This window comes from Aeromonas sp. R2-3 (genome assembly GCF_040908375.1).
In the GTDB taxonomy this organism is placed as follows: Bacteria; Pseudomonadota; Gammaproteobacteria; order Enterobacterales; family Aeromonadaceae; genus Aeromonas; species Aeromonas veronii.
The window spans coordinates 157,756-183,597 of record NZ_JBFODP010000019.1 but is presented as its reverse complement, the minus strand read 5'-3'; the positions used below and the strand labels follow the sequence as shown (position 1 = coordinate 183,597).

Annotated in this window: 25 protein-coding genes and 2 tRNA genes; 8 read left to right on the top strand and 19 right to left on the bottom strand. The window is 56.6% G+C overall.

Features of this window, described 5'->3' with window-relative positions; all coding sequences use genetic code 11:
* Positions 1–95 precede the first annotated feature (95 nt).
* From truB to rlmE, 13 genes are all read right to left on the bottom strand, one after another.
* Positions 96–1,046, bottom strand: coding sequence for a tRNA pseudouridine(55) synthase TruB (truB, locus tag AB5Z02_RS09240; RefSeq protein WP_005338798.1), 951 nt, complete (start codon positions 1,044–1,046; stop codon positions 96–98).
* Position 1,047: 1 nt separating this feature from the next.
* Positions 1,048–1,485 (bottom strand): 30S ribosome-binding factor RbfA, encoded by a 438-nt coding sequence (rbfA, locus tag AB5Z02_RS09235; protein ID WP_005338799.1) that lies wholly within the window; start codon positions 1,483–1,485, stop codon positions 1,048–1,050.
* A 55-nt stretch (positions 1,486–1,540) separates the two neighbouring features.
* Entirely contained in the window at positions 1,541–4,234 is a 2,694-nt protein-coding gene (infB, locus tag AB5Z02_RS09230; RefSeq protein WP_005338806.1) for a translation initiation factor IF-2, read from the bottom strand.
* Positions 4,235–4,254: 20 nt separating this feature from the next.
* On the bottom strand, positions 4,255–5,757 hold the full coding sequence (gene nusA, locus AB5Z02_RS09225) for a transcription termination factor NusA (protein ID WP_005338808.1): 1,503 nt from the start codon (positions 5,755–5,757) through the stop codon (positions 4,255–4,257).
* A 14-nt stretch (positions 5,758–5,771) separates the two neighbouring features.
* A complete protein-coding gene (gene rimP, locus AB5Z02_RS09220) occupies positions 5,772–6,230 on the bottom strand; it encodes a ribosome maturation factor RimP (protein WP_005338809.1) in 459 nt (152 codons plus the stop codon).
* Between the two features lie 166 nt (positions 6,231–6,396).
* A tRNA-Met gene (locus tag AB5Z02_RS09215) sits at positions 6,397–6,473 on the bottom strand.
* A gap of 92 nt (positions 6,474–6,565) precedes the next feature.
* Positions 6,566–6,650, bottom strand: a tRNA-Leu gene (locus AB5Z02_RS09210).
* 7 nt (positions 6,651–6,657) lie between these two features.
* A complete protein-coding gene (secG, locus tag AB5Z02_RS09205; protein ID WP_005338811.1) occupies positions 6,658–6,984 on the bottom strand; it encodes a preprotein translocase subunit SecG in 327 nt (108 codons plus the stop codon).
* Positions 6,985–7,749 carry a triose-phosphate isomerase gene (gene tpiA / locus AB5Z02_RS09200; RefSeq protein ID WP_231719472.1) on the bottom strand — a complete coding sequence of 255 codons (765 nt, stop codon included), beginning with the start codon at positions 7,747–7,749 and terminating at the stop codon, positions 6,985–6,987.
* Between the two features lie 131 nt (positions 7,750–7,880).
* Positions 7,881–9,215 carry a phosphoglucosamine mutase gene (gene glmM / locus AB5Z02_RS09195; RefSeq protein ID WP_042060098.1) on the bottom strand — a complete coding sequence of 445 codons (1,335 nt, stop codon included), beginning with the start codon at positions 9,213–9,215 and terminating at the stop codon, positions 7,881–7,883.
* 15 nt (positions 9,216–9,230) lie between these two features.
* Complete coding sequence (folP, locus tag AB5Z02_RS09190) at positions 9,231–10,076, bottom strand: dihydropteroate synthase (protein WP_231719473.1); 846 nt, start codon at positions 10,074–10,076, stop codon at positions 9,231–9,233.
* Positions 10,077–10,135: 59 nt separating this feature from the next.
* Positions 10,136–12,082: an ATP-dependent zinc metalloprotease FtsH gene (ftsH, locus tag AB5Z02_RS09185; RefSeq protein WP_005343537.1), complete on the bottom strand. Its 1,947-nt coding sequence runs from the start codon at positions 12,080–12,082 to the stop codon at positions 10,136–10,138.
* Positions 12,083–12,127: 45 nt separating this feature from the next.
* Positions 12,128–12,757: a 23S rRNA (uridine(2552)-2'-O)-methyltransferase RlmE gene (gene rlmE / locus AB5Z02_RS09180; protein ID WP_005338828.1), complete on the bottom strand. Its 630-nt coding sequence runs from the start codon at positions 12,755–12,757 to the stop codon at positions 12,128–12,130.
* A gap of 97 nt (positions 12,758–12,854) precedes the next feature.
* Here rlmE and yhbY point away from each other — a divergent pair, with 97 nt between their 5' ends.
* Complete coding sequence (gene yhbY / locus AB5Z02_RS09175) at positions 12,855–13,151, top strand: ribosome assembly RNA-binding protein YhbY (protein ID WP_005338829.1); 297 nt, start codon at positions 12,855–12,857, stop codon at positions 13,149–13,151.
* 103 nt (positions 13,152–13,254) lie between these two features.
* Positions 13,255–13,836 (top strand): PilZ domain-containing protein, encoded by a 582-nt coding sequence (locus tag AB5Z02_RS09170; protein ID WP_231719474.1) that lies wholly within the window; start codon positions 13,255–13,257, stop codon positions 13,834–13,836.
* 76 nt (positions 13,837–13,912) lie between these two features.
* Here AB5Z02_RS09170 and greA read toward each other — a convergent pair whose 3' ends face one another.
* The 3 genes from greA to pomA form a co-directional block, all read right to left on the bottom strand.
* Positions 13,913–14,389, bottom strand: a complete 477-nt coding sequence (gene greA, locus AB5Z02_RS09165) for a transcription elongation factor GreA (protein ID WP_005343528.1) — start codon at positions 14,387–14,389, stop codon at positions 13,913–13,915.
* A 156-nt stretch (positions 14,390–14,545) separates the two neighbouring features.
* A complete protein-coding gene (locus tag AB5Z02_RS09160; RefSeq protein ID WP_005338834.1) occupies positions 14,546–15,439 on the bottom strand; it encodes a flagellar motor protein MotB in 894 nt (297 codons plus the stop codon).
* A 5-nt stretch (positions 15,440–15,444) separates the two neighbouring features.
* Entirely contained in the window at positions 15,445–16,203 is a 759-nt protein-coding gene (pomA, locus tag AB5Z02_RS09155) for a flagellar motor protein PomA (protein ID WP_005338837.1), read from the bottom strand.
* Positions 16,204–16,414: 211 nt separating this feature from the next.
* Here pomA and xseB point away from each other — a divergent pair, with 211 nt between their 5' ends.
* Genes xseB through dxs form a run of 3 tightly spaced genes read left to right on the top strand, consistent with a single transcriptional unit; the run spans position 16,415 to position 19,462 of the window.
* Positions 16,415–16,666 (top strand): exodeoxyribonuclease VII small subunit, encoded by a 252-nt coding sequence (gene xseB / locus AB5Z02_RS09150; protein ID WP_005338838.1) that lies wholly within the window; start codon positions 16,415–16,417, stop codon positions 16,664–16,666.
* On the top strand, positions 16,667–17,557 hold the full coding sequence (gene ispA, locus AB5Z02_RS09145; RefSeq protein WP_368215892.1) for a (2E,6E)-farnesyl diphosphate synthase: 891 nt from the start codon (positions 16,667–16,669) through the stop codon (positions 17,555–17,557). It abuts the gene before it with no gap.
* Between the two features lie 21 nt (positions 17,558–17,578).
* Positions 17,579–19,462, top strand: coding sequence for a 1-deoxy-D-xylulose-5-phosphate synthase (gene dxs, locus AB5Z02_RS09140; RefSeq protein WP_231719476.1), 1,884 nt, complete (start codon positions 17,579–17,581; stop codon positions 19,460–19,462).
* Between the two features lie 118 nt (positions 19,463–19,580).
* Here dxs and ushA read toward each other — a convergent pair whose 3' ends face one another.
* A complete protein-coding gene (ushA, locus tag AB5Z02_RS09135) occupies positions 19,581–21,254 on the bottom strand; it encodes a bifunctional UDP-sugar hydrolase/5'-nucleotidase UshA (protein ID WP_368215891.1) in 1,674 nt (557 codons plus the stop codon).
* A 268-nt stretch (positions 21,255–21,522) separates the two neighbouring features.
* Here ushA and AB5Z02_RS09130 point away from each other — a divergent pair, with 268 nt between their 5' ends.
* The 3 genes from AB5Z02_RS09130 to AB5Z02_RS09120 all read left to right on the top strand — a co-directional run bounded on the left by AB5Z02_RS09130 (position 21,523) and on the right by AB5Z02_RS09120 (position 23,328).
* The gene (locus AB5Z02_RS09130) at positions 21,523–21,867 is read left to right on the top strand and encodes a DUF2956 domain-containing protein (protein ID WP_368215890.1); all 345 of its coding nucleotides are present in this window, start codon (positions 21,523–21,525) and stop codon (positions 21,865–21,867) included.
* A gap of 143 nt (positions 21,868–22,010) precedes the next feature.
* Entirely contained in the window at positions 22,011–22,346 is a 336-nt protein-coding gene (locus AB5Z02_RS09125; RefSeq protein WP_005335280.1) for a hypothetical protein, read from the top strand.
* A 112-nt stretch (positions 22,347–22,458) separates the two neighbouring features.
* Positions 22,459–23,328, top strand: a complete 870-nt coding sequence (locus tag AB5Z02_RS09120; protein ID WP_231719477.1) for a hypothetical protein — start codon at positions 22,459–22,461, stop codon at positions 23,326–23,328.
* A 54-nt stretch (positions 23,329–23,382) separates the two neighbouring features.
* Here the strand turns inward: AB5Z02_RS09120 and AB5Z02_RS09115 are convergent, their stop codons facing one another.
* Both AB5Z02_RS09115 and fkpA read right to left on the bottom strand, forming a co-directional pair.
* Entirely contained in the window at positions 23,383–24,789 is a 1,407-nt protein-coding gene (locus AB5Z02_RS09115; protein WP_201982166.1) for a sigma-54 dependent transcriptional regulator, read from the bottom strand.
* A gap of 151 nt (positions 24,790–24,940) precedes the next feature.
* Positions 24,941–25,744 carry an FKBP-type peptidyl-prolyl cis-trans isomerase gene (gene fkpA, locus AB5Z02_RS09110; protein WP_005335283.1) on the bottom strand — a complete coding sequence of 268 codons (804 nt, stop codon included), beginning with the start codon at positions 25,742–25,744 and terminating at the stop codon, positions 24,941–24,943.
* Positions 25,745–25,842 lie beyond the last annotated feature (98 nt).

Here is a 25,842-nt window from a genome sequence, read left to right as displayed (position 1 = left end):
AGCCGTGAAATGAGGGCGGTATCATAATCGTCCCCGCCCCTTTTCGCAACGATAAAGAGGCGAAACGGGAAAGACGCGCTGATACCGCCTGAGGATCACTCCTCGTCGTGATAACGCACCAGTCGCTTGGGAGCGACGCGGCCATCATCATCAATCTCGCCAACCCCGATGAACTCGCGCTCCGGGCCGACCGTCATGCGAACCTGACCGCTTTGCGGCGCACCTGCCACCTGCACGGCCTGGCCCTGATTCACATAGGCAGCCACAACCGCCAGCATGTTCACCTCGGGCAAGCTTGCTACGGCGGTGTCCATCGGCAGCAACAAAGGATCCAGCTGCTCGCGCGGCGGGATGCTCTCGGCCTTGGCCTGCTCGAAGATGCACTCGAGTTGCTCCAGAGTCAGCATCCGTTCATACGGATAGCTGGCCACCTGGGTACGGCGCAGCTGAGTCACGTGGGCACCACAGCCCAGCACTTCCCCCAGATCATCCACCAGAGAGCGTATGTAGGTGCCCTTGCTGCAGTGCACTTCAAGGCGCACTTCATCACCTTCAAAGCTCAGCAGTTTGAGCTCGAATACGGTGATGGGACGGGCTTCTCGCTCGATCTCGATGCCTTCGCGGGCATATTCGTAGAGCGGACGGCCGTTGTGCTTGAGCGCGGAGTACATGGAGGGCACCTGCATGATGGGGCCGCGGAACTGGTCCAGCGCCTCGATCAGGGTACCGACAGCCACGTTCACCGGACGAGTAGAGACAACCTCACCATCGGAGTCGCTGGTGTTGGTGCGCTCGCCCAGTTTGGCGGTCACCTCATAGCGCTTGTCCGCTTCCAGCAGATACTGGGAGAACTTGGTGGCCTCGCCGAGGCAGATCGGCAGCATGCCGGTCGCCAGCGGATCCAGTGCGCCGGTGTGACCGGCCTTGGCGGCGTTGTAGATGCGCTTGACCTTCTGCAACACATCGTTGGAGGTCAGGCCGGTCGGCTTGTCCAGCAGCAGAATGCCGTGCACATCACGGCCCTTGAAACGACGTCTTCGGGTCATCTCAGGCTTTATCCTCAGTCGTGTCATCCGGTGCGGATTCAGCTTCTTCGTCACGGCCGGATTCGGCCATGCGACGCTTGTCTTCACGCACAGTGTTGGTCACCAGGTTGGAGAGACGCATCCCCTCGACCAGGGTCTGGTCGTAGTAGAAACGCAGCTCGGGCACCACGCGCAGACGCATGGCACTGCCCAGCAGACTACGGATATATCCGGCTGCTTCGGTCAGACCCTGCAAGCCTTCCTTGATGCGCTCGGCATCATTTTCCAGCTGCAAGAAGGTGACGTAAATCTTGGCATAGTTGAGGTCACGGGACACTTCCACATCGGAAACGGTCACCATGCCGATGCGCGGGTCTTTCACCTCGCGCTGCAGGATCAGCGCAATTTCACGCTGGATCTGCTGTCCGACCCGACGGGTCCGGCTGAATTCTCTGGCCATATTCTATCCTGCGATAAAAGGGGGCCGCGGCCCCCTATTTTGTCTAACTCTCGGCTTACAGAGTCCGTTGGATTTCAACAGTCTCGTAAACTTCGATCTGGTCGCCTTCGCGCACGTCGTTGTAGTTCTTGACCGCGATACCACACTCGTAGCCGTTGCGAACTTCGTTGACGTCATCCTTGAAGCGGCGCAGGGATTCCAGCTCACCTTCATAGATAACCACGTTGTCACGCAGAACGCGGATACGGTTGGAACGCTTGACCACACCTTCGGTAACCATACAGCCGGCAACGGCGCCGAACTTCGGAGACTTGAAGACGCTACGCACTTCAGCCAGACCGATGATTTCCTGACGATACTCAGGGGCCAGCTTGCCGCTCATGGCCTGCTTCACTTCGTCGATCAGGTCATAGATGACGGAGTAGTAACGCAGATCCAGGCTCTCGGATTCGATGACCTTGCGCGCAGATGCGTCGGCACGGACGTTGAAACCAACCAGGATGGCGCTGGAAGCAGCAGCCAGGGTCGCGTCGGTTTCGGTGATACCACCTACGCCGGAACCCACGATCTTCACCTTCACTTCGTCGGTGGAGAGTTTGACCAGCGCATCGCAGATCGCTTCCACAGAACCTTGTACGTCGGCCTTGATCACCACGTTCACTTCGGACACTTCGCCCTCGGTCATGTTGGCGAACATGTTTTCCAGCTTGGCCTTCTGCTGGCGAGCCAGCTTGACTTCGCGGAACTTGCCCTGACGATAGAGCGCCACTTCACGGGCTTTCTTCTCGTCACGGACAACGGTGGCTTCGTCACCGGCAGAGGGAACGCCGGACAGACCCAGGATTTCCACTGGCAGGGACGGACCCGCTTCCTTGATCTCGCGACCCAGTTCGTCACGCATGGCGCGAACACGGCCGTACTCGAGACCACACAGAACGATGTCGCCCTGACGCAGAGTACCTTCTTGTACCAGTACGGTAGCAACCGGACCACGACCTTTATCCAGGAAGGATTCGATCACGACGCCGTTGGCCATGCCATCAACCACCGCTTTCAGCTCCAGTACTTCGGCCTGGATCAGGATGGCTTCCAGCAGGTCGTCGATGCCTTCGCCGGACTTGGCGGACACGTGCACGAACTGGCAGTCTCCACCCCAATCTTCGGACATGACGTTGTAACGGGCCAGTTCGGTCTTGACGCGATCCGGATCCGCTTCCGGCTTGTCGATCTTGTTGACCGCCACAACCAGCGGCACACCGGCAGCCTTGGCGTGCTGGATAGCTTCGATGGTTTGCGGCATCACGCCGTCGTCAGCTGCAACAACCAGAACAACGATATCGGTCGCCTTGGCACCACGAGCACGCATGGAGGTAAACGCCGCGTGACCCGGGGTATCCAGGAAGGTGATCATGCCACTGTCAGTCTGGACGTGGTAAGCACCGATATGCTGGGTAATACCACCGGCTTCGCCAGCAGCAACCTTGGCTTTACGAATGTAGTCGAGCAGCGAGGTCTTACCGTGGTCAACGTGACCCATGATGGTAACGACCGGTGCGCGCGGCTTGGCTTCGGAGGTCTCGTCACGATCGGACAGTACCGCCTCTTCCAGCTCGTTCTCACGACGCAACACAACCTTGTGACCCATCTCCTCGGCGACCAGCTGAGCGGTCTCCTGATCGATCACCTGGTTGATGGTGGCCATGGCACCCATCTTCATCATCACCTTGATGACTTCAACGCCCTTGACGGCCATCTTGTTGGCCAGCTCGGCCACAGTGATGGTCTCGCCGATGACGACGTCGCGGTTCACCACGGCAGCCGGCTTGTTGAAGCCGTGCTTCATGGCGTTCGGCATGGCGACCTTGCCGCGCTTGCCTTTGCGGGCACGCGGGTTGCGAGAGTCGCGATCATCTTCACGACGACCGGCTTTCTTCGGTGCCTTGGCAGCTGCGGCAGTGCGGCGGCTGGTCTCTTCTTTCCGATCCAACTCGTCTTCTGCGGCTTGCGCATGCTTGTTGGTGGTCAGATGGTAGTCGCTGCTCTCTTTGGCGCGAGCGGCCTCTTCTTCAGCCCAGCGGGCTGCGTTCTGTTCCGCCATGAGACGAGCCTCTTCGGCTTTCTTCGCGGCGAGTTCTTCAGCTTTTTTCAAAGCTGTTTGTTCCTGTTGGCGCTTCAGTTCTTCTGCTTCGCGCTTGGCCATCTTTTCTGCCTCTTGCTGAGCTGTGCTACTGGCTGCTTTGGCGGGCTGTGAAGCCTGTCGAGCCTTTGATTGTGCCTCGATCCGCGCCTTTTCCTCAGCTTCACGACGAGCTTGCTCAGCCTCACGGCGAGCCTTCTCTTCAGCTTCGAGGCGAGCCTTCTCTTCGGCCTCGCGACGAGCTTTTTCTTCTGCTTCCAAACGCGCTGTTTCCTCGGCTTCCGCCTGACGCTGTTCATCTTCCAGCGCCGAGCGTCTTACATAGGTGCGAGACTTGCGCACTTCTACCTGCACTTCCTTGTTCTTGCCGCCAGTCCCCTGAACACTGATGGTGCTCTTGGTCTTGCGCTGCAAGGTCATGCGGGCAGGAGCGGCGACCTCGTCACCTCCATGCTGTTTCTTCAGGTGTGCCAGCAGAGCCTGTTTCTCAGACTCGCTGACCATGTCGTCGGCCTTGCTCTTGCTGATACCGGCATCGACAAACTGCTGGAGAAGACGATCAACCGGTGTGTCGATGTCAGTGGCAAGTTGTTTGACTGATACTTCTGCCATTCATTTTCCTCCGTTTGATCTTACTCGGACTGCTCTTCTCCGAACCAACAGATATTGCGAGCAGCCATAATGAGCTCACCTGCCTTCTCGGCAGTCAGCCCTTCAATATCAGCAAGGTCATCGATACCTTGCTCAGCCAAATCTTCCAGGGTGCCCACGCCACGGCCCGCCAGAGCGTAAGCCAGTTCGCGGCTCAGACCGTTCAGATTGAGCAGCTCTTCGGACGGCTCAACGCCATCGAAAGACTCTTCTTTGGCCAGTGCCTTGGTAGTCAGGGCATCTTTGGCGCGCTTGCGCAGCTCTTCGACCATGTCTTCATCCAGACCGTCGATAGCCAGCAGCTCGTTGACCGGTACAAAGGCGATCTCTTCCAGGGTAGAGAAGCCCTCTTCCATCAGCAGACCGGCGAAATCGTCGTCGATGTCCAGGGTGCTGGTGAACAGGTTCATGATGCGGTCGTTTTCGGCCTGGTGCTTGGCACGCATGTCCTCAACGGTCATCACGTTCAGCTCCCAACCGGTCAGCTGGGAGGCCAGACGCACGTTCTGACCATTGCGACCGATGGCCTGAGCCAGGTTGGCAGCTTCCACGGCGATATCCATGGTGTGGTTGTCTTCATCAACGATGATGGAGGCCACATCAGCAGGTGCCATGGCATTGATCACGTACTGGGCCGGGTTGTCATCGTAAAGCACGATGTCGGCGCGCTCACCGCTCAGCTCGGCGGAGACAGCTTGCACACGGGCGCCACGCATACCGATACAGGCACCGATCGGGTCGATACGACGATCGTTGGTCTTCACCGCGATCTTGGCGCGGGAACCCGGATCACGGGCAGCGCCCATGATTTCGATCATCTCTTCACCGATCTCCGGTACTTCGATACGGAACAGCTCTTTCAGGAAGTCCGGGCTGGAACGGCTGACAAACAGCTGGGAACCACGGGCTTCCGGACGCACAGCATAGAGCAAGCCACGGACACGGTCGCCCGGGCGGAAGGTTTCACGCGGCAGCATGTCATCACGGAAGATCACGGCTTCAGCATTGCTGCCCAGATCCAGGATGACGTTGTCGCGGTTGCTCTTCTTGACTACACCACTGATGATGGTGCCTTCTTTATCTTTAAACTGATCAACTACTTGTGAACGCTCGGCTTCGCGCACTTTCTGCACGATAACCTGCTTGGCGGTCTGGGTAGTGATACGGTCGAAGGTCACAGAGTCGATCTGGTCTTCAACATACTCACCGATCTGGATTTCCGGCTGATCAATTTGTGCCGCTTCCAGGGTGATTTCAGCATAGGGGTTCTCCATCGCGGCTTGATCCGCAATGACTACCCAGCGGCGATAAGTGTCGTAGTCACCGGTCTTGCGATCGATTTCGACCCGAACTTCAATCTCGCCTTCATATTTCTTCTTGGTCGCAGTCGCCAGCGCGGTTTCCAGAGCCTGGAAGATCTTCTCGCGGGGTACCGCTTTCTCGTTGGATACTGCGTCAACGACCAGCAAAATCTCTTTATTCATATCCGATAGCCTCGTTAACCAAAGTTCGGCACTATGTTCGCTTTTTGGATATTGGTGAAAGCCAACACGTCGTCCTTACCATCTACTGTCAGGGTGATCATGTCGCCTTGCACAGCTTTGATTACGCCTTTGAACTTGCGGCGGTTGTTTGTTGCCATCCGAAGCGTTACCGCCGCCTCTTGGCCAACGTATTTTTCGAAATGGGCAACCTTGAACAGGGGACGATCCAGGCCTGGGGAGGACACCTCGAGGTAGTACTCCTCTGTGATGGGATCTTCGACGTCCATGATGGCGCCAACCTGATGGCTGACTTCAGCACAGTTCTCGACAGTCACACCCTGCTCGCCGTCGATATAGACACGCAAGGTGGAGTGTTTACCCGCACGGATAAACTCAATACCCCAAAGTTCAAAACCCAAGGCAACGACCGGAGCCTCGAGCAGATCGGTCAAACGTTGTTCCAACGTAGCCAAAGTCACCCTCCGAAAAACAAAAAAAGGGCATAAAGCCCAGATAGATATCGATTCAGAGTAAATTGCACATAACAAAAAGCCCCGATGTCAAATCGGGGCTTGGCGCTTTACCCTGATTGTCGCCTCGCAGCGACCGCCTTCCTGAGCGTAGGAAATGCGTGAAATTTGGTTGCGGGGGCCGGATTTGAACCGACGACCTTCGGGTTATGAGCCCGACGAGCTACCATGCTGCTCCACCCCGCGTCCGAAATCGTGCGAGATTATAGCCACTTCACTCTCTCGATACAAGACTGACTGGCTATAATACACTCGGTTTCCCGAGCTCACTGCTTAATTGGTGCCGTGGGCGGGACTCGAACCCGCACACCCTAGAGCACTACCCCCTCAAGATAGCGTGTCTACCAATTCCACCACCACGGCAAAACTCTTACTCGGGAACGTCAGTATCTTTCTTCACTGGCGCTTTGGTCTGCTCAACCTGTTGGGTTTGTTGCAGATTTTCCCACTCACTACCCTGCTTTACCTTATTGCTGGACATAGATCCAAGCACCAGGCTGATAACGAAAAACAGAGTAGCCAAAATTGCTGTTGTTCGGGTCAGGAAACTGCCTGAACCACCGGAGCCGAATACTGTGTTCGATGCTCCTGCGCCGAAGGAGGCGCCCATATCAGCCCCTTTACCTTGCTGAATCATCACCAGACCAATCAGAGCCAGTGAAACCAGCAGATAAACGACTAAAAGAATCTCGTACATTTAACTTGCACCCTTTGCCGCTTCAACAATTCCTAAAAACGCATCGCTATCGAGGCTTGCTCCGCCAATCAGTCCGCCATCAATATCGGGCTGTGCAAACAAATCTCTCGCGTTGCTCGGCGTTACGCTCCCACCATAGATGATTCTAACTTTCTCACCTATTACCGGAGTATCCTCCGCCAAGCGACCACGTATAAAGGAATGAACCTCTTGTGCCTGCTCGGGTGTGGCGCATTTACCTGTACCTACAGCCCAAATCGGCTCGTAGGCGATGATAGCATTATCGAAAGCCATCGCGCCATTTTTCTCTATGACGATATCCAGCTCTTCAGCGATTACCTCGAAGGCTCTTCTCGCCTGCCTAGCCGCACCTGATTCACCTAAACAGAGGATGGGAATCAAGCCTGCCGCTCTGGCTGCCGCAAACTTCTCTGCGACCATAAAACTAGTCTCACCAAATAGACGCCTGCGCTCGGAGTGCCCTACCAATACGTAACGACACCCAGCCTCAACCAGCATCTGACACGAGATTTCTCCAGTGTAAGCGCCAGTAGCGTGCTGACTCACATTCTGAGCCCCCAACTTTATTACTTTCTGCTCATTGAGCAGTGAAGCGCTAAAGTCGAGATGCACATGGGAAGGACAGAGAACCACATCTACTTTTCCGTCAACGCCGTTTAGGCACTGACTCGTAAACTGCTCTAACTGCGACCTACTACCGTGCAACTTCCAGTTGGCTGCTACAAACGGCTTGCGATGTCCCATCGGCAACTCCCTTGCGAAAGCGGGGCTGATAATATCCAGAGGATGCTCAGCTGACAAGTGCTATTTTTAAATTTTTGAATCGTTTGAACAAGATACAACCAGGACGGCTAAAAAGCCGCCCTGGTTGTTCATTAAAACGCCGATTCAACCTGCTTGGCGATGCGCTGAGCCATGTCACGTACCTGCTGTTCATGCTCCCCTTCGACCATGACCCGGATCAGCGGTTCGGTACCTGATTTACGCAACAGTACGCGACCACGACCAGCAAGCTCCTGTTCCACCTTGGCAACCTCAGCCATGACAGCATCAGCGGCCAGCGGATCCTTGCCTTCGGCAAAGCGAACATTCACCAGCACCTGCGGGAACTTGCTCATGCCGGAGCGCAGCTTGGCAAGCGGCATCTCGGCACTGCGCATGGCGGTAAGTACCTGCAAGGCGGCCACGATGCCATCACCCGTAGTGGTTTGATCAAGACAGATAATGTGGCCGGAGTTCTCGCCACCGATGCGCCAGCCCTTCTCTTCCATCATCTCCAGCACATAGCGGTCACCCACCTTGGCACGGGCAAACGGAATACCCAGGGTTTGCAGCGCCAGCTCCAGACCCATGTTGGCCATCAGGGTGCCGACGACACCGCCTTTGAGTCGACCATTGCGCAGGGCATCGCGCGCGATGATATAGAGCACTTCATCACCGTCGATGAGATAGCCGGTATGGTCAACCATGATCAGACGGTCGCCGTCACCATCAAAGGCAACCCCCAGATCGGCCTTGCACTCCAGTACCTTGGCAACCAGAGCGTCAGGTGCAGTCGAACCGACACCATCGTTGATGTTGAGACCATCCGGGGCGCAGCCCATGGTGATCACTTCGGCACCCAGCTCGCGGAAAACCGACGGCGCAATGTGGTAAGTAGCGCCGTGGCCACAGTCGACCACCATTTTCACCCCATCCAGATTCATGTGAGAGGGGAAGGTGCTCTTGCAGAATTCGATATAGCGACCGGCGGCATCATCAATGCGCACCGCTTTGCCAAGTTCGGCCGACTCGACACACTTGAGCTCGTGATCCAGCTCGGCTTCGATAGCCAGCTCGACATCATCGGGCAGCTTGGTGCCGTCGGCGGAGAAGAACTTGATGCCGTTGTCGTAGAAGGGGTTGTGGGAAGCACTGATGACGATGCCAGCTTCGGCACGGAAAGTGCGAGTCAGGTAGGCAACCGCCGGCGTGGGCATGGGCCCCATCAGAATGGCTTTAAGGCCTGCCGCGGAGAGCCCCGCTTCCAGCGCGGATTCCAGCATGTAACCGGAGATGCGGGTATCTTTGCCAATCAGCACCTTTTTGGTGCCCTTCTTGGAGAGCACCTTGCCGGCAGCCCAACCTAATTTCATCACGAAATCAGGAGTGATCGGGAATTCGCCAACCTTGCCGCGCACACCATCGGTACCGAAATACTTTCTTGCCATTGTCTGTTCTCTTTATTATCTGGAAATAAAATCTTGTCCCGTCATTGCCAACCAACCGACGCGCAATGCGTCCATGGTCTCCCGTACATCGTGTACCCTGATGATGCGGGCCCCATGCTGCATGCCGATAAGGGCGCATGCCAGACTGCCCGCCAGACGCTCATCCACCGGACGGCCCAGCAGGTTGCCTATCATAGACTTTCGCGACATCCCCACCAATAGCGGCAAGCCATAATCAAGCAGTTCCTTTTGAGCCGCCAACAGCTGATAGTTGTGTGCAAGGGTTTTGCCAAAGCCATATCCCGGATCCAGCAACAGCTCTTCACGACGGATCCCGACCGCCAGACAAGCCGCAATACGCTCATCAAAGAAGGCGCGTACCTCCCCGATCAGGTCGTCATAGTGCGGCTCGACTTGCATGGTTCTCGGCTGCCCCTGCATATGCATCAGACAGACCGGAACCCGCGCTTCGGCCGCGGCTTGCAGTGATCCAGGTTCTTGCAGTGCCCGCACATCGTTGATCAGATGGGCACCCACCTTGCAACCCTCCCGCATCACAGCCGCTTTAGAGGTATCGAGGGAGATCATCACATCCAGCTCACGGGCCATCTGCTCCACGACAGGAATGACCCTGTCCAGCTCCTCCTGCTCGCTCACATCGGGCGCACCAGGGCGGGTTGACTCGCCACCAATGTCGATGAGGGTCGCACCGTCAGAGACCATCTGGCGCGCATGGGCCATTGCCCGTTCAAACTGGTTGAAATTACCGCCATCGGAGAATGAGTCGGGCGTCACATTGAGGATCCCCATCACATGGGGACGATCGAGGGAGAGGCTGAGCCCCTTGCTGGTTAACTGCATTTTCATGTCCATCTGATAAAGAAAAACCCCGGGCAAGCCCGGGGTTTGGAGAGTCACGATTATTTGGCCGGCGCGTCGTTGGCTTTGTCGATAGTGACATCCGCCACCGGTGCAGCCTCATCGGCAGGCTTGGCCTCGGCAGCCACAGTGGAACCGCCTTGCGGGGTATCACCGTGCTCGTCATGCCAGTTGCTCGGAGCACGTACCTCGCGACGCGCCATCAGATCATCGATCTGTTTGGCGTCAATGGTCTCGTACTTCATCAGCGCATCTTTCATGCTGTGCAACACGTCCATGTTATCCAGCAGGATCTGCTTGGAACGGGCGTAGTTGCGGTCGATGACCTGCTTGACCTCGGCATCGATCACGCGAGCGGTATCGTCGGACATATGCTTGGCCTTGGCCATGCTGCGACCGAGGAACACCTCGCCATCTTCTTCCGCGTAGAGCATCGGGCCGAGACGCTCGGACATACCCCACTGGGTCACCATCTTGCGTGCAATGTCGGTCGCTCGCTCGATGTCGTTGGAAGCACCAGTAGAAACCTTCTCGGCACCATAGATCAGCTCTTCTGCCAGACGACCGCCATACAGACTGGAGATCATCGACTCCAGATGCTGCTTGGAGTGGCTCCAGCGATCCTGCTCCGGCAGATACATGGTCACACCCAGCGCACGACCGCGCGGAATGATGGAGACCTTGTAAACCGGGTCATGATCCGGCACCAGACGACCAATGATGGCGTGGCCAGCTTCGTGATACGCAGTCATCTCTTTCTCGGACTCTTTCATCACCATGGAGCGGCGTTCCGCACCCATCATGATCTTGTCCTTGGCCTTCTCGAACTCGGCCATGGAGACCACTCGGCGGCTCTCACGGGCAGAGAAGAGGGCAGCTTCGTTGACCAGGTTGGCCAAATCCGCACCGGAGAAACCGGGTGTACCACGGGCAATCAGCGCCGGATTGACGTCATCCGCCAGCGGAACTTTGCGCATGTGCACTTTCAGGATCTGCTCGCGACCACGGACATCAGGCAGACCGACCACAACCTGACGGTCGAAACGGCCCGGACGCAGCAGTGCCGGATCCAGTACGTCAGGACGGTTGGTGGCAGCAATGACGATGATACCTTCATTGCCTTCAAAGCCATCCATCTCGACCAGCATCTGGTTAAGAGTCTGCTCACGTTCATCGTGACCACCACCCAGACCGGCGCCACGCTGGCGACCGACCGCATCAATTTCATCGATGAATATGATGCAGGGGGAGGATTTCTTGGCCTGTTCGAACATGTCACGCACCCGGGAGGCACCGACACCGACGAACATCTCCACGAAATCGGAACCAGAGATGGTGAAGAACGGCACCTTGGCCTCGCCCGCAATGGCCTTGGCCAGCAAGGTCTTACCGGTACCGGGAGGACCAACCAGCAGCACACCGGTCGGGATCTTGCCGCCCAGTTTCTGGAATTTACTCGGGTCGCGCAGATAGTCGACCAGCTCCTTCACCTCTTCCTTGGCTTCATCGCAACCTGCAACGTCAGCAAAGGTGGTCTTGATCTGATCTTCGCTCATCAGGCGAGCCTTGCTCTTGCCAAACGACATGGCACCTTTGCCACCGCCGCCCTGCATCTGACGCATGAAGAAGACCCAGACACCGATCAGCAGCAGCATCGGGAACCAGGAGATGAAGATAGAGGTCAACAGAGACGGCTCTTCCGGCTTCTCGCCCATCACTTTGACATTGTGATTGAGCATGTCGTTGAGCAGCTGGGGATCCGGCGCAGGGATGATGGTGGTGAATCTTTCACCAGTACGCTTGACGCCATTAATGACCTTACCGTCCATCCGCACTTCACGGATCTGCTCTTGGGTCACCTCTTTAACGAAGCTGGAATAGTCCAGCTGGCGACTGGTGGTATCGCTGGGGCTGAAGCTATTGAACACCGACATCAAAACGACGGCGATGACCAGCCACAGGATTAAGTTTTTCGCCATGTCACTCAAATCAGTAACCTCGCAGACTGACAGTTAACGATGAAGGTTAGGGTACTACAGTTTAAAACCGGTAGCCACAATGTAGACTTCCCGTGATCTGGCGCGGGATGAGTCTGGTTTACGAATTTTGACAGCGGAGAAAAGTTTACGAATTTCATTGAGATAGGCATCAAAGCCCTCTCCCTGAAACACCTTCACTACGAAACTGCCGTCACTACGCAATACCTGATTGCACATGTCCAGCGCCAGCTCGACCAGATACATGGCGCGAGCCTGATCCACCTGCTGGGTACCGCTCATGTTGGGCGCCATATCAGACATCACGACATCGACCTTGTCGGGGCCCACTCGTTCCAGCAAGGCGCCGAGTACAGTTTCCTCCCGAAAGTCCCCTTGCAGGAAATCGACACCAGCAATGGGATCCATCGGCAAAATGTCACATGCGATGACGCGACCCGAATCACCAACCTGTTCAACCGCGAACTGGGACCAACCACCGGGGGCAGCACCCAAATCCACTACGGTCATGCCATGTTTCAGCAAGCGATCCTTGCCCTGGATCTCGTCAATCTTGAAAACAGCACGAGAACGCAGGCCCATTTTCTGGGCTTTTTTGACGTATTGATCGTCGAAATGTTCTTTTAACCAGCGAGTTGAACTGGGGGAACGTTTTTTCTGGGTCATGATAATCGACTTTAAAAAACCACAAGGGTTATTAGTATTAAGGGCTAAGTGGGGGTAGAATACGCCCCTTTCAACCCTGACTTATGAAGAAATTGCGATGATTCTCAACAATAAACAGAAACAGTACCTCAAGGGCCTTGCCCATAGCCTCAAGCCTGTCGTCCTGCTGGGTCAGCATGGTCTGACCGAAGGTGTACTGGCCGAGATCGATCTGGCACTGAACCATCACGAGCTGATCAAGGTTAAGGTTGCCTCTGAAGATCGCGAAATGAAACAACTGGTTATGGATGCTATCGTCCGTGAAACCGGTTCAATCAAGGTGCAAAGCATGGGTCATGTGCTGACCATTTATCGTCAAGCCAACGAACCCAAAATCCAGTTGCCCCGCAAGTAAAAGGAAAGAGCATCGCTCTTTCCTTATTCCACTTCTTCCCGAGTCGCTTGCCAAAGTAGTCGCAAAGCCCTTAACCTGCGATGAATACTTCCGGACACGCATTATGGCTCACCATCCTATTCTGACCGACGATGAGCTGGCCATGCTGCGGGACTTGGGGAGCAATCAGGACACCCATGTTCTGAGTGGTCACCTCGATGCCCCCATGCTTGGCTTGCTGCAAAAAGCCGAACACCTTGTACTCGAAGCCCGCTTCGCAGGTCATCAGCTGCGTTTTCCCCTGAGCTTTACCCAAGGGGAAGATGGCTTCGTCGAGCCCCGGTTATCGGCACCGGTCATCAGGGAGCTGGGATTTGCGCAACCGCGCGCCTGGCGTCTCACCCAAAAAGCCAAGCTATGCAGCGACCTGGGCCTGTTTCAGGTACTCAGCCTCTCCCTCAACGGCCTCATCGTGGAAAATTTGCCCATCGACATGGTGGCCGATACCCCCATCAACGGCGAGCTCTGCATCGAGCAAGAGGCCCCTCTTCCACTGCAGGGACGACTGGTAAGGCGCATCAAAGCCAATGCCGACCATGCCACCTGGGCGCTGAGCTTTCAGATGAGCGAGAACAACATCGAACGGCTGCGCCACTGGTTGTTTCAGCGTCATCAGGACGCCTTTACCGAGGCGTATCTGTCCTGATTTTTATCAATAATCACATAGATAAAGACAAACAGGGGAGCGTAAGCCCCCCTGTTTCATTGTCTGTAGCATTAGCTTAGATATAAGCAACTTCCAGCACTTCGTATTCCACATCGCCAGCAGGGGTCTTTACGATTGCAACATCGTCCACTTCCTTGCCAATCAGGGCGCGGGCAATGGGGGAGTTGACAGAGATGAGGTTCTGTTTGATATCAGCCTCATCATCACCCACGATGCGGTAAACCACCTCTTCCTCTGTCTCGCTCTTGAGCAGAGTCACAGTCGCGCCAAAAATAACGCGGCCGTTGTTGGTCATCTTGGTGACATCGATCACCTGCGCATTGGAGAGCTTGGCTTCAATCTCCTGAATGCGGCCTTCACAGAACCCCTGCTGCTCGCGAGCGGCATGGTATTCGGCGTTTTCCTTCAGATCACCGTGCTCACGGGCATCGGCAATCGCTTCGATAATCTGGGGACGAAGCTCGGTCTTGAGATAATCGAGCTCTTCGCGCAGCTTCTCAGCGCCGCGAACAGTCATCGGAGTATGATTCATAGTCGAAACCTGGGTTGCTTGAAAATAGAAACTGCGGCCATCTGCAAGGAGGCCGCAGCAATCGGTTCGGATGAGGCATCTTAATATGAAGCCAACACAAAATCCACGTCAGCCCCCTGATGCAGATCCCACTTGCGTCATCGACATTCCCCTCGCTTACTTTCCTTCCGGTACGGAAATGGGGGACGAAACAGTCGGTTTGCCCTGCATGATGGCGATCTCCACCCGCCGGTTCATCCGACGATTTTCCGGGGTGGTATTGGGCACCAATGGTTGGGAGTCCGCCATCCCCTGCACCACCAGTCGCCCCTGATCAAAACCGGGGACCTTCAGCATCTGGTGCGCCACCGCCACCGCCCGTTGCGACGACAACTCCCAGTTGGACTGGAACAGCTCATCTTCGGTCGCCACGTTGTCGGTATGACCGGAGATGGTGATTTCACCCGGCACATCCTTGAGCAGGGTCGCGACCTTGCGAATGACCGGCCAGAACTGGGGCTGCAGAAATGCCGAACCGGCCGGGAACGACGCTTTTTCCCTGATCCGGATGATGATCTGCTGGCCCAGCGCTTCAATTTCGATGGCACCGTCCTGGATCTGATCTTTCATCTGTTCGGCGAGGGCTTTGGCCAGGGTATTGGACTGTTCTTGCGCCTTCTTCGCATCCTGCGCGGTATCGCCCCCTGTCTGTTTGCCATCACTCTTGTCCTGACCACCGGCCTGATCCGCCTCGCCGGGCAGAAACTCCAGTTCGGTCTGAGTCATATCGATGGTCTGCTGCATCACGGTATCAATCGGCGTGGGCTCAGGGCGACCGGGCCTGAACTCCTGGGCAATCACCGAGGTTCCCTTGGGAATATCTTTTACCTCAAGGATGTTCTGCACTCCGAAAGCATTCTTCATAGAGCCCGCGATCTGCTTGAACTTGAGTACGTCCATCTCGGCAAAGGAGAGCAGCAACACGAAGAAGCACATCAGCAGCGACATCAGGTCGGCAAAGGTTCCCATATAGGCAGGAAGACCGGGAGGGGGACATTTGCAATCAGACATGGTGCTTACTCCGCGCCGGTATTGCGTTTGGACTGGCTCAGATAGTTCTGCAGCATGGACTGGATCACCCGCGGGTTCTGGCCATCCTGAATCCCCATAATGGCATCAAGGATCAAGGTACGACTGAGCTTCTCCTCCCCGCTGCGCAGCTCCAGCTTGTCAGCAATAGGAATAGCGATCATGTTGGCCTCAATCGCTCCGTACAGGGTGGTAAGCAAGGCCACAGCCATTGCCGGACCGATCGACTTGGGGTCACTCATATTTGACAACATAGCTACCAGGCCCACCAACGTACCTATCATCCCCATCGCTGGGCCCAGATCCCCAAGGGTACGGAAGACCTTGATGGCAATGACATGGCGCTCGGCTGTCAGGTCGATATCCTTTTCCATCACGGCGCGCACCACTTCGGCATCGTGACCATCCACCAGCATGTCGATCCCTTTTTTCATAAATGCATTGGGGATCTCTGCAGCCTCCAGTGCCAGAAAGCCACCTTTGCGAGCCGCGTCAGCCAGTTCCACGGCTTTGGCAATCAGGTCGTCGAGCTTGTCGCCCTTGTACATAAAGGCTTTGCCCGCCACCTTGAAAGCCAGAAAAAACTGCCCGATATTGAACTTCATCATGGCGATAAAGATTGAGCCAAGAATAGTGATATAGACCGATGGCATATCGATAAACATGCTCAACGAGCCACCAAGGATCATGCCGTAAATCACGACACCGAATCCTAAAACGATACCTAACAAGCTCCCTAGATCCACGTCCCTACTCCTGTCACCGGTTCTTATGTCTATTTATAGTCTGTTGAATTTTCTGCTATTGCGACCCTAGCGGCAAGCATGCATCCACTGAGAATGATGGCTCATTATCGGCCAGTTTAGCGAGAGTTTGAGAGGGCAATGCTTTTCTGCCTCCCCCCTGTGGACGGTCGATGTTAATATAAGCCGTTTTTTTCAATCCCCGAGGATGGACATGGCCAGTAAAAAAATCGACCGTCTGAGTTTTGATGCCACTCTGGAAGAGCTGGAAACCATCGTTCATCAGCTGGAACAAGGTTCCCTACCCCTGGAAGAGGCACTCAAGCAGTTCGAGCAGGGCGTTCATCTGGTTCGGGCCGGTCAGCAGAAGCTGGAACTGGCCGAACAGAAGATCCAGATCCTGCTCAGTCAAGCCGATGGCAGTGACCAGCTCGCCCCCTTCCAGCCAGAACAAGGAGAGGAGTGAGTGGCGCTGGACCATTTTTCCCGTCTGCATCGTCAGCGTATTGACGACTGTCTGTCAGCACAACTTGAATCCTTGCCCGCCATGGCGCCGCGCCTGCGCGATGCCATGAGTTATGGCCTGCTGCTGGGCGGCAAGCGGGTTCGCCCGTTTCTGGTCTACGCGGTCGGCGAGATGCTGGGCGTCAAGAGCGAACTGCTGGATGGCCCCGCGGCTGCCGTGGAGTGCATCCACGCCTACTCCCTGCTGCACGATGACTTGCCCGCCATGGATAACGACGACCTGCGTCGTGGTCAGCCAACCGTTCACAAGGCGTTTGACGAAGGAACAGCCATTCTGGCCGGTGATGCGCTGCAGACCCTGGCGTTCTCCATTCTCGCCGATCACCCCATGCCCGACTCCTTGATGGCCAACCGGGTGCGGATGCTGAGTACCCTCGCCCGCGCCTCCGGCTATCTCGGTATGTGTGGCGGTCAGGCGCTGGACCTGCAGGCCGAAGGGTGCCAGATCTCGCTCGCCGAGCTGGAGCAGGTACACCGCCACAAGACCGGTGCACTGATTGAATGTGCCGTGGCGCTCGGCGCCCTGTGCAAAGCCGATGTCGATGACGCCACGCTGGCTGCACTGCAAACCTATGCCACCGCGATTGGCCTCGCCTTTCAGGTGCAGGATGACATCCTCGACATCACAGGTGATACCGCCACCCTGGGCAAGCCGCAAGGTTCTGACCTGGCGCTGGAGAAAAGTACCTATCCGGCCCTGCTCGGACTCGAAAATGCCCGTGAGCTGGCTCGCGAACTGCATGGGAAAGCCTTAACAGCCCTGCAATCCTTGCCCTACAATACCGACATTCTGGAAGCGTTTGCCGATTACATCATCGAGCGAACCCACTAAACGCTGGATAACAGTAACAATATGAGCGTTGATATTAGCAATTTCCCCAACCTGGCCCTCGCGGACACTCCGGTCGAGCTGCGTTCCTTGCCCAAAGATCGGCTGCCGGTGCTGTGCAACGAGCTGCGCGAATATCTGCTGCGCTCTGTCAGCCGCTCCAGCGGACACTTTGCCTCCGGTCTCGGCACGGTCGAACTGACCGTGGCCCTGCACTACGTCTACAACACCCCGTTCGATCGGCTGATCTGGGACGTGGGCCATCAGGCCTATCCCCACAAGATCCTGACCGGGCGCCGTGACCAGATCCACACCATCCGGCAGAAGGATGGGCTGCACCCCTTCCCCTGGCGCGGCGAAAGCGAGTACGACGTGCTCTCCGTCGGCCACTCCAGCACCTCCATCGGTGCCGCCCTCGGTATGGCGGTTGCCGCCGAGAGCGAAGGACTGGGTCGCAAGGTGGTTGCGGTGATAGGGGACGGAGCCATTACTGCGGGGATGGCGTTTGAAGCGCTCAACCACGCTGGCGATGTCCACAAGGACATGCTGGTGATCCTTAACGACAACGAGATGTCCATCTCCGAAAATGTCGGTGCGCTCAACAACCATCTGGCCCGGGTCATGTCCGGCAAGCTCTACACCACCATCCGCGAAGGCGGCAAGAAGGTGCTGGCGGGTCTGCCGCCGGTCAAGGAGCTGGCCAAGCGGGCTGAAGAGCACCTCAAGGGGATGGTGGTGCCCGGCACCCTGTTCGAGGAGTTCGGCTTCAACTATATCGGCCCCATCGACGGTCACGATATCGAGGCGCTGGTCGAGACCCTGCGCAACATGCGCAACCTCAAGGGCCCGCAGCTGCTGCACGTCAAGACCAAGAAGGGCAAGGGTTACGAGCCGGCGGAGAAAGACCCCATCGGTTATCACGCCGTGCCCAAGTTCAATCCTGACGATTGCTCCCTGCCCAAGGCGAGCAGTGCCAAACCCACCTTCTCCGCCATCTTTGGCCAGTGGCTGTGCGACATGGCGGCCAAAGACGAGAAGCTGGTCGGCATCACCCCCGCCATGCGCGAAGGCTCGGGGCTGGTAAAATTCAGCCAGCAATATCCGGATCGCTACTTCGATGTGGCCATTGCAGAGCAGCATGCGGTCACTTTCGCCGCGGGTCTTGCCATCGCCGACAAGAAGCCGGTGGTGGCCATCTATTCGAGCTTCCTGCAGCGCGCCTACGATCAGGTGATCCACGACGTAGCGCTGCAAGATCTGCAGGTGCTATTCGCCATCGACCGGGCCGGTCTGGTGGGCGCCGATGGCCCGACCCATCAGGGGGCGTTCGACATCAGCTTCCTGCGCACCGTGCCCAACATGGTGGTGATGACGCCATCTGATGAGAATGAGTGCCGCCAGATGCTCTATACCGGCTATCTCCATCAGGGCCCTGCCGCAGTGCGCTATCCGCGCGGCAGCAGCCTGAGCGATGCCCCCATCTCGTCAGAGATGCAGGCGCTAGCGCTTGGCAAGGGACGTATCCTGCGAGAGGGCAAGGGCACTGCCATTCTGGCGTTTGGCACCTTGCTGCACCACGCGAAAGCGGCCGCCGAAGCACTGGATGCCACCCTGGTGGACATGCGCTTTGTCAAACCGATGGATGAGGCACTGGTGCTGTCGCTGGCGGCCAGCCACGATCAGTTCGTCACCATCGAAGACAACGCCATCATGGGCGGCGCCGGTTCGGCGGTGAACGAGCTGCTGATGCGCAGCAAGCAGTGCAAGCCGGTGCTCAACCTCGGCCTGCCGGATCGCTTCGTGGAACAGGGTACCCAGCAGGAAATCTATGCCCTGCTCGGTCTGGACGATTCAGGCATCCAGCGCAGCATCGAAAGCTGGCTGCAAGCCTGGCGAGACAAGATGTGATGCAATAGACTGGAACATTCACTAACGGTTCGAAAAAATCCCCAGGTAATGCCTGGGGATTTCTCTAAAAGGGCTTCCGAGTGTAGCTCATGTTATGATTATGCCAAAATAATGGAACTCACTTGCAACCATAGTTAACTGTTGAGTTGATATAGCTCACCTCGTTCTTCGGCTCATAAGCGGCAACATAAATGAACTTTTGATCCTGGATATAGTTTTTCAACACATCAGCATCAACCAAACCTGCGTTTTTGGTTGTGATCTTGGGATAACTATCACCGCCATCCGCACTGTAGCTCGGAATAGCAAAGCTGTAAGTAGCCGCAGGGTCAAACGCCTTGCCACCAACGCGAGAAATATTCACGCTCTTGGCTTGGCAATCCACTACCATCTCGATACCGCCAAACTGGGCATAACCGCCGGAGCCGCTGGTCTTGGTCGCAACTTGTCCCAGATAGGCAGCCAGCTCGCTTCCCTGCATCTCAGCCCTGTTAACTTGGTTGCCGAAAGGATGCACCTTCAAAACGCTGCGGTAGGTGATTTCACCTGCAGGAATATCATCACGCACACCGCCGGAGTTGACGATGCCAAAGTCAGTGTTCAAACGGGAAGCTGTGGCGGTAGTGATTAAACGACCTAGGTTGGTCTGCTTTGCTCGCACCACAGAACGGTTACCTATCAGCAAGCCATCAGTATCACCGATGCGCTCATTGAGTTTTTCCTGGCCCTGTTCCTGATAGGCGAGCAGGGTGTTATAGAGCTCAGGATCCTTGATAATTTCGTCCTGTACAAACTTGCCATCACTGCCTTTCAGGTTGACCGGGATCAGATCATAGCTGGTCAGGGTCAACTTGCCATTCTGGTAGTCAAACTGGGCACGGCCCACATATTTGCCCCACTCATGGGCCTGCATAATCCAGGTGCCATTCTGGTTATCCGGTTTACAATTATCACCCGGCTTGAAATTGGCGTTGTACTTGTTCGGGGTGCTCGGCTCCATACAGACCGGGTTCTGGGAGTGACCACCAATGATGCCATCCAGGGTGCCAGCCGGCAGTGCACGAGCCATCTCCACATCGCCCGGCGCGTTGCTGCCGTGCTGACCATCGGCATAGTGGCCCATATGAGTGATGGCGAAGACCAGATTGGCCTCTCTCTTGTCACGGATCTGCTTGCTCAATGCAGCCGCTTCCGTGGTTGGATCGCGAAACTCCAAGGTTTCCACATTGGCAGTTGCCGCCAGCTGAGCAGTATCTTCAGTGGTCAGACCCAGTACAGCAACCTTGAGGCCGCTCTCCAGCTTGAACACCTTGTAGGGGTCGAAGTAGCGCGTGCCGCTCGCCTTGTCATAGATGTTGGCGGAGAGCATGGGGAACTTGGCCCAGCTGCGCTGCTCTTCCAACGTTTTAAGCGAATTGTCAAACTCGTGGTTACCCACCGCCATGGCATCGTAACGAATGCTATTCATCGCGACGAAATCAGGCTTGGCATTTTGCATATCGGACTCGGGTACCCCGGTATTTACATCACCGCCAGAGAGCATCAGCACTTCACTGCCAGCCGCCTTGGCCTCGCTACGCAGCCGATCGACCAAGGTCTTCTGGGCAGCCATGCCGTACTCATCTTTCTCATTATGCCAGAAACGGCCGTGGGTATCGTTGGTGTGCAGGATGGTCAGTTTGCAGACATTTTCGGTGCAGGGTGCAACGGTGTCATTAGTCGAGGTATTACAGCCAGTCAGTGCAGCAAGCACGGCCAGTGCCACGCCGCCTTTGATAAAGTTATTATTCATTTCCATATCACCTTGATTGTTTTGTTATTTATCAACCCTGTCCAGCGGGTCGGGCGCCAATATAACAAACAACAGATGACCGTTTTTCATCGATGACTCACAAATTCTGCTAATTGTGATCTTCGGCCCAACATCCGGCTTCCTGCTGATTTATCAGGTTTTTTGTTGAGCAGTCACTCACTTGCGCCCCTCCCGCACCAAGGAGGCGCCACCCGGACGCCCCTTTATGGCATACTTCCCAGCCAGCCATGCCCGAGGAGATGATTTGATGGCCAAGTACGACAAGATTTCCCCCGAGACCCAGCAGGAGGCGATGAAAATTGCCCGTGCCAACCAGAAGCCGGGGCAGACCAAGGAACAGACCCAGCTTATCGCGCAAGGGATCCAGAAAGGCATCGACGAATACAAGAAACAGATGAAGGCGCGGGCCCGTGAAGCGAGCCGCCAGAAAAAATTGCAGGCCAAAGCCAGGCAGCCACAGGGGGCGCCCCAAACCGAAGAACAAGACGATCAGCTGGAGCTGATTGAAGTAAGCCATCAGCATCCCCTGCCCTGGATCTTGCTGGTGCTGAGCTGGCTAGGATTTGCTACAGCCTGGTTCTGGTTGCACTAAGACGCGCTAGCAAACCTTTATCCGGGATCCTCTTCACAGCCCGGACCCGAGCTGCTGGTGATTACCTGCGAAGAGTGATTAAATCCCGCGCCTCTTGCACCGGACTCCCTGTTTTTTGACGCTCAGTTTTCAGGAAAGATGTTATGAACCCCGCTCCGCTCTATCTGCTGGCCCCTTTTGTTCTGTTCCTTGTGACCATGCTGCTCTATCGCATTTCGCCGCTGCGGGCGGTCGCCGCCGGTGGGGTACGCTGGTTTATCCTCCCCGCCTTCACCCTGTTTATTTTGCTGATCATCATCAATGGAGCCGCCGATCCCACCCTGCGCGATCCGGCATTCCACTGGTTGATGCCGGGCCTTGGCTTTGCCCTGAGCCTGTTTCCGGCCCTGCCCAAGGCGCTGGTGCCAAGGCTCGCGATCAAGGAGGGGGCCTTTGCCGCCCTCGGCCTGATGCTGATGAGCTTGGCCATGGTCTACTGATCGGCTGGCACAACCGTTAGCATGGCTCAAGGGGCGCTCTGTGATGGGCGCCCCTTGTACAAACAATGGCCTGCAGGCATCTTGGTGACAGGATAACCAGCAAGGAGGCCAAATGGACAATCCGCCCGATTTCATGACGTTGTGGGATTATCAGGATCCCGCCGCCAGCGCACTGCGTTTTCACACCCTTCTTCCCGAAGCGCGCACCGCCGCCGACCTGCAACTCGAACTGGAGTTGCTGACCCAAATTGCCCGCACCCACTCGCTGCAACGCCAGTTTGCCGAAGCCCATCAGCTGCTCGACGAGATAGAGCCCCGCCTCACCGACACAACCCCCAGAGCGCGGATCCGGGCCCTGCTGGAACGGGGCCGCACCTTTAACTCGGCGGGCGACAAAGCCAGTGCCAAACCGCTGTTTGAACAAGCCTGGCAATGGGGGCTCAAGGAGAAAGAAACCTATCTCGCCATCGACGCCGCTCACATGATCGCCATCGCCGCACCACTGGAAGAGCAGAGCCGCTGGCATCAACTGGCGATGGAGCTGGCGGAACGCAGCAGTGACGAGAAGGTGCGTGGCTGGCTGGCCCCCCTTTACAACAATCAGGGCTGGACCCTGTTCGAATTGGGCCGCTTTGATGAGGCGAAAATCCAGCAGCAGAAGTGTCTGGCCTGGCATCTGCAACATAACCAGCCGGCCAAGGCGTTTATCGCTCGCTGGAGTCTGGCTCGCCTGACCCGGGCCCAGGGTCAGCACCAGCAGGCGCAGGCAGAGCTGCACCAACTCAAGGCCGATATGGCCGAGGCAGGCGAACCTGAGGATGGTTATCTGTTCGAGGAGCTGGGGGAGAATGCCTTGGTGCTGGACGATCCGCTGGCCGCGGAATACTTCTCCCGCGCCTGGTTTCTGCTGTCACAGGACCGCTGGTTCAGCGCCAACGAGGGGGAGCGACTGGCCCGCCTCAAGCGCCTCGCCAAACTCTGATCCCCAAAATAGAAAGGGCGGCACGCTAGCCGCCCTTTCTGCTGGCAAGATGGTTCAGGCCCGATTGGACTCCTCCCACCCCTGCTTTTTACGGTAAATGGTGGAGGGGCTGATCTCGAGCAAAGCCGCCGCCTTGGGAATGTTGCCGTCACAGCTGGCGATGGCCTGTTCGATCACCTCTTTTTCCACCAGCCAGAGCGGACGAATTGGCCCGTTGGCCACCCCGGTGGCGGCCGGAGCCGATGCCACCGCTGCCGCAATCGCAGTCGGTAGCTGGGGACGAACCCCATTGAGCGGTGGCGGCAGAATATCCGGGCTCACCAGCTCCTTGTCATTGAGCACCACGATATTGCGTACCACGTTTTGCAACTCGCGTACGTTGCCGGGCCAGGGGTAGTCGAGCAGCACTCGTGCAGCCTCGACATCAAAATCCTTGAAGCGTTTGTTCTCCTCCTTGGCGTAGCTCTGCAGCAGGGTACGCGCCAGCAGCAGGATATCCTCACCCCGCTCCCGCAGCGGCGGCAGGGTAAGCGGAATGACGTGGAGCCGATAGTAGAGATCCTCGCGAAAACGGCCCGCTTTTACCTCGACCAGCGGATCCCGGTTGGTGGCGCAGATAAAGCGCACATCCACCGTCTCGAGCTTGCCGCTACCGACCCGCTGCACGGTCCCGGTCTGAATAAAGCGCAGCAACTTGCTCTGCAGATCCAGGTCCATCTCGCAGATCTCGTCGAGAAACAGGGTTCCTCCATCGGCCAGACTGGCTGCCCCCTTGCGATCCCCCTGCGCACCGGTAAAAGAGCCCTTCACATGACCGAAGATCTCGCTCTCCATCAGATCGTGAGGAATGGCGGCGCAGTTGAGGGCAATAAAGGGCTGTTCGCTGCGGGGACTGCACTGGTGAATCGCCTCGGCACACACCTCTTTGCCGGTGCCGCTCTCGCCAGTGATAAAGACGGTCGCCTTGCTGGGCGCCGCGCTCTCGATGATGCGATAGACCGCCTGCATCGACATGGAGGCACCGATAAAACCGAAGAAGGAGCTGCGCTCGAAATTCTCCCGATAGTGGGCAACCAGCGAGCTCAACTGCTGGTGTTTCAAGGCATTGCGAACGGTGGCGCAGAGCCGCTTGCTGTCAAACGGCTTGGTCAGAAAATCGAAGGCACCGAGGCGCATCGCCTCCACCGCCACATCCACCGAGCCGTGAGCGGTGATCACCACCACCGAGCAAGGCAACTGCTGTTCGGTGATCATTTGCAGAATATCCATACCGGATATATCCGGCAGCTCCAGATCCAGCAGCACCACGGGGGGAGGACTTGCCAGCAACTGCGCCAACGCCTGCTGACCACAATCGGCCAGCACCACCTCATACCCCTCCTGGCGCAGGTACTGTTCATAGACCACCGCCAGACTACGGGTATCTTCCACCAGCAGGACACGCGATTTATTTTCAGCCACTGGACTCATCCTTGTATTTGATTCTGCGATCTATTTTGCCTTATTTTCGCGCGCAAACCCAACGCCAAGACAGCTCTGTTATCCCGCGATTGCAGGGAATACACAAGTAAAAACGGCTCCTTAAGGAGCCGTTTTTCACTACAAGAAAAGATTACTTCTTGGCATCGTCTGCAGTCGGCTTCTCGATAGCCAGCAGCTCAACGTCAAACACCAGCACCGCATTCGCCGGAATGGAGCCTGCACCGTGCTCGCCATAGGCCAGCTTGGACGGCAGGAAGAACTTGAACTTGGAACCAACCGGCATCAGCTGAACACCTTCAGTCCAACCCGGGATAACCTGATTGAGCGGGAAGGTAGCCGGCTCGCCGCGATCGACGGAGCTATCGAACTTGGTGCCGTCGGTCAGGGTACCGGTGTAGTGAACCTTGACGATATCGGTAGATTTCGGCTTGGCGCCAGTGCCCATCTTCTCGACCACGTATTGCAGGCCGGATTCAGTGCTCTTCACACCCTCTTTCTTGGCGTTGGCAGCCAGGAACTCTTCGCCCTTCTTCAGATTCTCAACGGCGTCTTTCTCGGCCTTGGCCTTGGTCAGCTCGTTGATCTTGGCATCGTAATCCTGCAGTACCTTCTGGATCTCTTCATCAGTCATCTTGGCTTCTTTGCCCAGACCGTCAGTCACCCCTTTCAGGATCACGGCGTTGTCCAGTTTGATGCCCAGTTCCTGCTGACGCTCCAGGGTATTGGCGATGTAACGACCCATGGAGAGGCCAATTGCGTAGCCAGATTGCTCTTCAAAACTCTTGGCTTCGGCCTTGGTCGCCTCTGCCGGCTTGCTGGCTTCTGCCTTCACTTCGGCGGTATTGGCCGCAGCAGGCTTCTCGTCTTTTTGGCAAGCAGTCAGACCGACGGCAACGGCCGCCGCCAACAGGGACACCTTCAGAAATTTGTTCATCAGTTTCTCCAAACTCCAAATACCGCTCTCGGTTCCATCGTGAAATGAGAGGTTTATCGTGATAAGCGCCTTATACTAACGCCGTGATCGCAGGTAAC